Source organism: Bordetella petrii, assembly GCF_020991325.1.
GTDB lineage: Bacteria > Pseudomonadota > Gammaproteobacteria > Burkholderiales > Burkholderiaceae_B > Bordetella_A > Bordetella_A petrii_E.
On record NZ_JAJMLX010000190.1, the window covers coordinates 1 to 8,916 of the forward strand.

Annotated in this window: 8 protein-coding genes; 2 read left to right on the forward strand and 6 right to left on the reverse strand. The window is 66.9% G+C overall.

Going from position 1 to position 8,916, the window contains the following annotated elements:
• The 6 genes from LPZ50_RS17265 to LPZ50_RS17290 all read right to left on the reverse strand — a co-directional run.
• The coding region (locus LPZ50_RS17265; RefSeq protein ID WP_230662997.1) for a molybdopterin-dependent oxidoreductase at positions 1 to 1,483 on the reverse strand (1,483 nt) is incomplete at its 3' end.
• A gap of 6 nt (positions 1,484 to 1,489) precedes the next feature.
• Positions 1,490 to 1,825, reverse strand: a complete 336-nt coding sequence (gene nirD / locus LPZ50_RS17270) for a nitrite reductase small subunit NirD (protein ID WP_230662998.1) — start codon at positions 1,823 to 1,825, stop codon at positions 1,490 to 1,492.
• A gap of 8 nt (positions 1,826 to 1,833) precedes the next feature.
• Positions 1,834 to 4,269 carry a nitrite reductase large subunit NirB gene (gene nirB, locus LPZ50_RS17275; RefSeq protein ID WP_230663000.1) on the reverse strand — a complete coding sequence of 812 codons (2,436 nt, stop codon included), beginning with the start codon at positions 4,267 to 4,269 and terminating at the stop codon, positions 1,834 to 1,836.
• 32 nt (positions 4,270 to 4,301) lie between these two features.
• Positions 4,302 to 5,150: an ABC transporter ATP-binding protein gene (locus tag LPZ50_RS17280; protein WP_230663002.1), complete on the reverse strand. Its 849-nt coding sequence runs from the start codon at positions 5,148 to 5,150 to the stop codon at positions 4,302 to 4,304.
• Positions 5,151 to 5,154: 4 nt separating this feature from the next.
• Positions 5,155 to 5,955 carry a nitrate ABC transporter permease gene (gene ntrB / locus LPZ50_RS17285; RefSeq protein WP_230663008.1) on the reverse strand — a complete coding sequence of 267 codons (801 nt, stop codon included), beginning with the start codon at positions 5,953 to 5,955 and terminating at the stop codon, positions 5,155 to 5,157.
• 39 nt (positions 5,956 to 5,994) lie between these two features.
• On the reverse strand, positions 5,995 to 7,248 hold the full coding sequence (locus LPZ50_RS17290; RefSeq protein WP_230663010.1) for a CmpA/NrtA family ABC transporter substrate-binding protein: 1,254 nt from the start codon (positions 7,246 to 7,248) through the stop codon (positions 5,995 to 5,997).
• Between the two features lie 404 nt (positions 7,249 to 7,652).
• Between LPZ50_RS17290 and LPZ50_RS17295 the strand changes: the two genes are divergently transcribed.
• Both LPZ50_RS17295 and LPZ50_RS17300 read left to right on the forward strand, forming a co-directional pair.
• Positions 7,653 to 8,249 (forward strand): ANTAR domain-containing response regulator, encoded by a 597-nt coding sequence (locus LPZ50_RS17295; RefSeq protein WP_230663004.1) that lies wholly within the window; start codon positions 7,653 to 7,655, stop codon positions 8,247 to 8,249.
• A 122-nt stretch (positions 8,250 to 8,371) separates the two neighbouring features.
• The coding region (locus LPZ50_RS17300; RefSeq protein ID WP_230663006.1) for a precorrin-2 dehydrogenase/sirohydrochlorin ferrochelatase family protein at positions 8,372 to 8,916 on the forward strand (545 nt) is incomplete at its 3' end.

Below are 8,916 nucleotides of genomic sequence, written 5' to 3' on the forward strand. Positions count from 1 at the left end.
AGTCGGGCTGGGCGTCGCCGGGCGGCGCAACGGCCGCGCGCACGCGGCTGATGCGGCGTTCGGAATTGGTGGCGGTGCCGGATTTCTCGGGCCAGGTGGCGGCCGGCAGCACCAGGTCCGCGTAGGCCAGCGTTTCCGTGCCGGCGTAGGCTTCCTGCACGATGACGAACTCGGCTTTCTGCAACGCGGCGCGCACCTTGGCCTGGTCTGGCAGCGACTGCGCCGGGTTGGTGGCGGCTATCCACAACACCTTGATGCGCCCTTCCAGCACGGCATCGAACATTTCCAGCGCGGGCAGGCCGGGTGCGGCGGGCAGGCTGTCCACCCCCCACAGGGCGGCCACCTGGTCGCGGTGCCCGGACAGGCCGGGGTCGCGGTGGCCGGGCAGCAGCGTGGCCATGCCGCCGGCCTCGCGTCCGCCCATGGCATTGGGCTGGCCGGTCAGCGAAAACGGGCCGGCACCGGGACGGCCGATCTGGCCGGTGGCCAGGTGCAGGTTGATCAGCGCGCCGTTCTTGGCGGTGCCGCTGCTGGATTGATTCAAGCCCATGGTGTACAGCGACAGCGCCGCGCCAGCCTGGCCGAACCAGCGCGCGGCCTGGGCAATGTCGGCCGCCGGCACGCCGCAGACGTCCTGCGCGGCGCGCGGCGTGAATTCATGCACGCGCGTTTTCAACGCATCGAAACCGGCGGTGTGCGCCGCCATGTATTCGCGGTCGACCAGCCCGTCCCACACCATGACATTCAGCATGGCGTGAAACAGGGCCACGTCGGTGCCCGGCAGGATGGGCAGGTGCAGGTCGGCCAGCGCGGCGGTATCGGTGCGGCGCGGGTCCACCACAATGATTTTCATATCGGGGCGCGCGGCCTTGGCGGCCTCCAGCCGGCGGAACAGTACCGGATGCGCGTAGGCCATGTTGGCGCCCGCGATCAGCACCGTGTCGGCCAGTTCCAGGTCGTCGTAGCAGGCGGGCGGCGCATCGGCGCCCAGCGTGAGCTTGTAGCCCGATACCGCGCTGGACATGCACAGCCGCGAATTGGTGTCGATATTGTTGGTGCCCACCAGGGCGCGCGCCAGTTTGTTGAAGACCGCATAGTCTTCGGTCAGCAACTGCCCCGACAGGTAAAACCCCACCGCGTCCGGACCGTGCAGGCCGATGGCCGTGGCCAGCTTGCCCGCGGCCAGGTCCAGGGCGTTGTCCAGCGGCACGGGCACACGTTCGCGGCCGCGTTCCGGGCGCCATTCGGCGCGCAGCACGCGCGCGTGGTCGCGGCGCACGGTATCGGCCAGCGCCAGCCCCTTGCTGCACAGTTTGCCCAGGTTCGAGGGATGGCTAGGGTCGCCCGCCACCGAGATGACCCGGTCGCCGCGCGCGGTGACGCGCACGCCGCAGCCGGTGCCGCAATAACAGCACACCGAGGCCACGGTGCGCTCGCCCGCCGTGGCGGCGCCAGGTTCCAGATGCAGCGGCACCGTGTCCATGCCGGCTCAGTCCTGGTCCATGCCTAGATAGATGGCGCCGTCGTCCACCTTGATGGGCAACGTTTGCACGCAACCCTCGTCGGGCGCCTGGGCCTGGCCGCTGTCCAGGTCCATTACCCAGCCGTGCAGCGGACACGCCACGGAATGGCCGTGCACCAGGCCGGCCGACAGCGGGCCGCCCTTGTGCGGACAGCGGTCCACCACGGCGAATACCTGGTTGTCACTGGTGCGGAACACGGCCACGTCATCCTGGCCGGGGCGCTGCACCACGCGCGCGCCTTGCGGCGGAATCTCGTTGATATGGCAGATATTGCGCCATTGGCAGGTAGCGGCTTGCGGCATGGTGGCACTCATACGGTCAGGGATTGGAATTCGCGGGCGGCCGGCGCGGCTTCGCGTCGCGCCTCCCAGGGGTCGGTCTCGAACGACAGGGCAAACTTCAGGCGCGCGTACAAGTCGGCGCGATTGGCCGCGTCGTCAACCACCCGCGCCTTGGCATGCTCCAGGCCGACGCGCGACAGATAGTGCACCGTGCGCTCCAGGTAATAGGCCTCCTCGCGATACAGCTGCAGGAAAGCGCCGCTGTATTCCAGCACTTCTTCGGCGGTTTTTACTTTGGCGAAGAACTGCGCCACCTCGGTCTTGATGCCGCCGTTGCCGCCCACGTACAGTTCCCAGCCGGATTCCACCGCGATGATGCCCACGTCCTTGATGCCCGACTCGGCGCAGTTGCGCGGGCAGCCCGACACGGCCAGCTTGACCTTGTGCGGGCTCCACATGCCCACCAGGTCTTTTTCCAGCGCGATGCCCATGCCGGTGGAATCCTGCGTGCCGAAGCGGCAGAATTCGCTGCCCACGCAGGTCTTCACGGTGCGCAGGCTCTTGCCATAGGCATGGCCCGACGGCATGTCCAGGTCGGCCCACACCTTGGGCAGGTCTTCCTTCTTCACGCCCAGCAGGTCGATGCGCTGCCCGCCCGTCACCTTCACCAGCGGAATGGCGTACTTGTCGGCCACATCCGCGATGCGGCGCAGTTCGGACGGATTGGTCACCCCGCCCCACATGCGCGGCACCACCGAGTACGTGCCATCTTTCTGGATATTGGCATGCATGCGCTCGTTGGCCAGGCGCGACTGGCTGTCGTCGCGCGCCTCGCCGGGCCAGGTGGACAGCAGGTAGTAGTTCAGGGCCGGCCGGCAGGTGGCGCAACCGTCGGGCGTGCGCCAGTCCATGAAATGCATGGCGTCCGGGATGGTAACCAGGTGGTGTTCGCGAATGGCCTTGCGCACTTCGCCGTGGGTAAGGTCGGTGCAGCCGCACACCGGCTTGGCCGACTTGGGCTTCACATCGGCCGCCCCGCCCACGCAGTTGATCAGGATCTGCTCCACCAGGCCGGTGCACGAACCGCAAGAACTGGCGGCCTTGGTGTGTTTCTTGACCTCATCGACGGTGAACAGGCCGTTGTCGCGGATGGCCTTGACGATGGTGCCCTTGCACACCCCGTTGCAGCCGCATACTTCGGCGCTGTCGGGCATGCCGACAGCGCGGTTCTCGCCCGCATGCCCGGTGTCGCCGATGGTGCTTTCGCCGAACATCAACTGGTCGCGCAGTTCATCCACGCGCTTGCCTTCGCGGATCAGCCGGAAATACCAGGCCCCGTCGGCCGTGTCGCCGTACAGGCAGGCGCCCACCAGCTTGTCGCCTTTCAGCACCAGCTTCTTGTACACGCCGCCCGCCGGATCGGCCAGGGTGATTTCCTCGGTGCCCTGCCCGCCCAGGAAATCGCCGGCAGAAAACACATCGATGCCGGTGACCTTGAGTTTGGTGGATGTGACACTGCCTTCGTAGCGTCCGATGCCATGCATGGCCAGGTGGTTGGCCGCCACCTTGGCTTGCTCGAACAAGGGCGCCACCAGGCCATAAGCCGTACCGCGATGGCTGACGCACTCGCCCACGGCGTAGATCAGCGGGTCGTAGGTTTGCAGCGTATCGGTAACCACCACGCCGCGGTTCACATACAGCCCGCAGCTTTCGGCCAGTTCGGTATTGGGCCGGATACCCACGGCCATCACCACCAGGTCGGCCTCGGCTTGTTCGCCGTCCGCGAACCGCACGGCACACACGCGGCCGCTGCCGTTGTCCAGCAGCGCCTCGGTCTGGCGCGGCATCAGGAACTTCAGGCCGCGCGCTTCCAGGCTGCGCTGCAGCAGCAATGCGGCCTGCGGATCGAGCTGGCGGTCCAGCAGGCCCGACCCCAGGTGCACCACCGACACATCCATGCCGCGTGCGGCCAGTCCGCTGGCGGCTTCCAGGCCCAGCAGGCCGCCGCCGATCACCACGGCGCGCTTGTGCGTGCGGGCCGCTTCTATCATCAGATTCACGTCGCGAATATCGCGGAACGTCACCACGCCGTCCAGGTCCTTGCCAGGAACGGGCAGAATGAACGGATTCGATCCGGTCGCCAGCAGCAGGCGGTCGTAGGGCACTTCGGTGCCATCCTCGCCGATCACGGTGCGGCGCGCGCGGTTGATGCGCTGGACTTTGCAGTTCATGCGCAGGTCGATGCCGTTGGACTGGTACCAGTCCACGTCATTGAGCACGATGTCCTGCACGGTTTGCTCGCCGGTCAGCACCGGCGACAGCAGGATGCGGTTGTAGTTGGGATAGGGCTCCGACCCGAACACGGTAATGTCGTACATGTCGGGGGCGAGTTTCAGCAGTTCTTCCAGCGTGCGCACGCCGGCCATGCCATTGCCCACCATCACCAGCTTCAGTTTCTTTTCCATGATGTCTCTCGTCTTGCTTGCGGGCCGCGCGATCAGGCGTCGGCGGCTTCCATGATTTCGGCCAGCTCGCGGGGAGGCTCGGCCGCCTTGGTCTGCGCCGGGTTGCCATGGCGCCGGTGCAGGAAATCGACCACCGCGGCGCGGCAGGCCAGGTATTCAGCGTGGCCCGCCAGCTCGACGCGATCGCGCGGGCGCGGCAATGGCACCGGCAGCACCTGGCCGATGGTGGCCGCGGGGCCGTTGGTCAGCATCACGATGCGGTCCGACAGCAGCACGGCTTCGTCCACGTCGTGCGTGACCATGATGGCGGTGCTGCGGGTAGCCGCCACGATCTTCAGCAGTTCGTCCTGCAGGTGGGCGCGCGTCAACGCGTCCAACGCGCCAAAGGGCTCGTCCATCAGCAGCACCTTGGGTTCGATGGCCAGGGCGCGCGCAATGCCCACGCGTTGTTTCATGCCGCCCGATATCTCACCCGGCAGCTTGTCCCGCGCCTGCTCCAGGCCCACCAGTTCCAGCGCGGCGCGCGTGCGTTCGGCCAACTGCGCCTTGCTTTCCGACGCCCCGAAGACACGCTGCACGGCCAGGTGCACGTTCTGGAAACAGCTCAGCCACGGCAGCAGCGAATGGTTCTGGAACACCACGGCGCGGTCCGGGCCGGGGCCGGCGATTTCGCGCTCGGCGCACAACAGCACGCCCGATGTGGGACGGGTCAGTCCGGCCACCAGATTCAGCAACGTGGATTTCCCGCAGCCCGAATGGCCGATCAGGGAAATGAATTCGCCCCGCGCCACGGTCAGGTTGATGTCGCGCAGCGCGACGAATGCGCCGCGTGCCGTGCTGAAAGTCTGGCCGACATTCTCGATGCGCACGAACTTTTCCATGGGGCTACTCCTCGATGTAGGCAAAGCGACGCGCCAACCGCACCAGTGTGGCTTCCAGCAGCATGCCCACGATACCGATCACGAAAATGGCGACGACAATGTGTTCGACCTTCAGGTTGTTCCATTCGTCCCACAGCCAGAAGCCGATGCCAGTGCCGCCCGTCAGCATCTCGGCCGCCACGATCACCAGCCAGGCCGTGCCGATCGACAGGCGCACGCCGGTCAGGATGTGGGGCAGCACCGAAGGCAGCAGCACCTTGGTCATCACCTGCCATTCCGACAGGTTCAGCACGCGCGCTACGTTCAGATAGTCTTGCGGCACGCGGGCCACGCCGGCCGCGGTATTGATCACCATGGGCCAGATCGAACAGATGAAAATCGCCCAGATCGCGGCCGGGTCGGCGCCGCGGAACAGCAGCAGCCCCAGAGGCAGCCAAGCCAGCGGCGACACCGGCCGCAGCAGGCTGACAATGGGCGCGAACATGGCATTGGCGGCGGCATAGCGCCCCATGATGAAACCGGCGGGTATGCCCACCAACGCGGCCAGGCCGAAGCCGATACCCACGCGGCGCAGCGATGCCAGCACGTTCCAGCCTATGCCCTGGTCGTTCGGACCGTTGTCGTAGAACGGGTCGGCGAACAGAATGCGCGCCGCGTCCCAGGTGGCGCCCGGCGTGGGAATATCCGGAATGGACATCGCTATTACTTGCCAGGCCAGCACGAACAGGGCAAAGCCGGCCGCCGGCCCGATGGCGGCGCGCAGCAGCGCTTCGGCGCCCGCCCGCCAGTCGGCCGGGCGTGACATTGAGGTAGACAGCAGGGTGGTCGGCATGGCGTGCTCCCGTCAGGCTTTGATCTTGAAGCCGTCGGCGTAGGCGGCGGGATCACTGCCATCCCAGCGCACGCCGTCTATCAACATGGACGCGCGCGTCTCGCTGGCGGGCAGCGCGGCGCCCGCCGCGGCGGCGGCCTGTTTGTACACGTCGACGCGGTTGATGGCGCGCGCCACGCCTTCATAGTCCGGGTGTTCTTTCAACAAGCCCCAGCGCTTGTGCTGGGTCAGGAACCACATTCCGTCGCTCAGGTACGGGAAGCTGGCGGCGCCGTCGGCATAGAAGCGCATCGGATGGGCGTCGTCCCAGCTCTTGCCCAGGCCGTCGGTGTAGCGGCCCAGCATGCGGTCCATGATGGCGTCGACGGCGGTGTTCACGTACGACTTAGCCGCGATAGTCTCGGCCGTCTTGCGGCGGTTGTCGGCCGACGCGTCGATCCATTTGCCGGCCTCGATGACCGCTGCCGTCACCGCGCGCGCCGTATTCGGATGAGCCTTCACGAAGTCCGATGTCGTGCCCAATACTTTTTCGGGGTGATCGGCCCAGATCTGCTGCGAGGTCGCGGCCGTGAAACCGATGCGGTCCATGATGGCGCGGGCGCCCCACGGTTCGCCCACGCAGAAGCCATCCATATTCCCTACCCGCATGTTGGCCACCATCTGCGGCGGCGGCACGGTGATCACGCGCGCGTCGCGCATCGGGTCGATGCCGTTGGCGGCCAGCCAGTAATACAGCCACATGGCATGCGTGCCCGTCGGAAACGTCTGCGCAAAGGTATAGCCGCGCGGCTCGGCCTGCATGTGCTTGCGCAGCGACTCGCCGTCGGTCACGCCGGCTTCGTGCAATTTCGACGACAGGCTGATGCCCTGCCCGTTCTGGTTGATGCCCATCAGCACCGCCATGTCTTTCTGCGGCCCGCCTATGCCCAGGTGCACGCCGTACACCAGGCCATACAGCACGTGGGCAAAGTCCAGCTCACCGTTGATCAGCTTGTCGCGCACGCCGGCCCAGGATGCTTCCTTGGACGGCACGATCTTGACGCCGTACTTCTGGTCTATGCCCAGCACCGAGGCCATCACGACCGATGCGCAATCCGTCAGCGGAATGAAGCCGATGCGCACCTCGGTTTTCTCCGGCGCGTCGGTACCGGCCGCCCAGGCACCGGCCCGCACCAACGGGTCCACCAGGCTCAGCAGCCCGGCCCCGGCAACCGCCTTGGCCGTGTTGCCAAGCCACTTGCGGCGCTGCGCGCCGGCCGCGCCCATCGGCTGCCCGGCCTGGGTGGCGGTTGATTCTGTATCGCGGGGCATGCCGGACATCTGAGGCTCCATAAAAAAAGCGTTCCGCTCCCGCAGGCCCTTTCGCCTTGCGAGTCGCAGAACGCCGTTGTTCGTCGAATCGTGCCGTTTCCGGCCTTGCGGGCAACCGCCATTGGCCCCCATGCACTCATAAGCAAGCACTATGCCAACCGCACTCCCCCCTGCGGCACCCCGGTTTTCACACCAGCCCGCCCCAATGTGGTGCAAGTTCATGCGGCAGCGCACCATCGATGTGCCTCGCGCCCCGCCCGCGGGCAAACCCCATGCGCCCCTGCCATGCCTGCGCGGCCCCCGCCGGGGCGCGGTGATGGCATGGATATTGCATATCCCCCACGGGAAGGGGAGCAACTATGTTGAAGGTCATGCTACTGAACGACGGCGATGGGCGAGCGGCGGCCTTGCGGCAGACGCTGGCCGCCGCCGGTGTGCAGGTGGTGGCCGAACGCGCGGCCGGCATGGATCTGGCGGACGCCATCGATCAACTGGCGCCCGACGTGGTGCTGATCGACGCCGACGCGCCCGCCCGCGACACCCTGGAAGACGTCTGTGTGGCCAGCGAACACAGCGCGCGGCCGGTGGTGATGTTCACCGATGACGGCAATCGCGACACCATCCGCGCCGCGCTGCAGGCCGGCGTGGCGGCCTATGTGGTGGGTGAAGTGCCGCCGCAGCGCATCCAGGCCCTGCTGACGGTGGCCATCGAGCGCAGCGCGGTCGAACGCGCCCGCCGGGTGGAACTGGCCGAGGCGCGCCAGCGCCTGGCCGACCGGCAGGCCATCGAGAAAGCCAAGGGCCTGCTGATGCAACTGCGCGGCGTGTCCGAGGAACAGGCACACCGGCTGCTGCGCGATCGCGCCATGCAAAGCCAGCGCCGGCTGGGCGAAGTAGCGCGCGAAGTGGTCGAGATGGCGCAATGGCTGGGCGGCAAACCCGGAGGTCCTGCCTAGGGGGCATCCATCCTAATCACTTATCGCTATATCAATCCAATAAATCAAAAGTTGTAGGGATGAAAGGCTGTCCCTATGATCGACTGACATATACCGGGCCACGGGCCCGCAGGCTGACTCTTATGAAGCTTTTCCCTTTGTTCGCCGATCTGCAGCACCGCCGGGTACTGGTGGTGGGTGGCGGCGACGTCGCGGCCCGCAAAGTGCAGGTGCTGCTGGAGGCCTCGGCCGATGTGCGAGTGGGCGCCCCCGCCCTGGTGCCCGAACTGGCGCAACTGGCCGATTCCGGCCGCATCCAGTTCGTGCAGGGCTCTTTCCAGGCTGGCTGGCTGGACGACGCCTGGCTGGTGGTGGCCGCCACCGATGACCGCGACGTCAACGCCGCCGTGGCGCAGGCCGCGCAGGATCGCCGCATTTTCAGCAACGTGGTCGATGACGCCGAACTGTCGTCATTTCAGGTTCCGTCCATTGTCGACCGTTCGCCCCTGATCGTGGCTATCTCGTCATCGGGCGTGGCGCCGGTGCTGGCGCGCCGCCTGCGCGAACGCGTGGAATCATTGTTCGACCATTCGCTGGGTTCGCTGGCCGCGCTGGCCGCGCGCCACCGCCCGCGTATCCGCGCGCAGCGGCCCGACCTGAAACAGCGCCGCCGCTTTTACGACTGGCT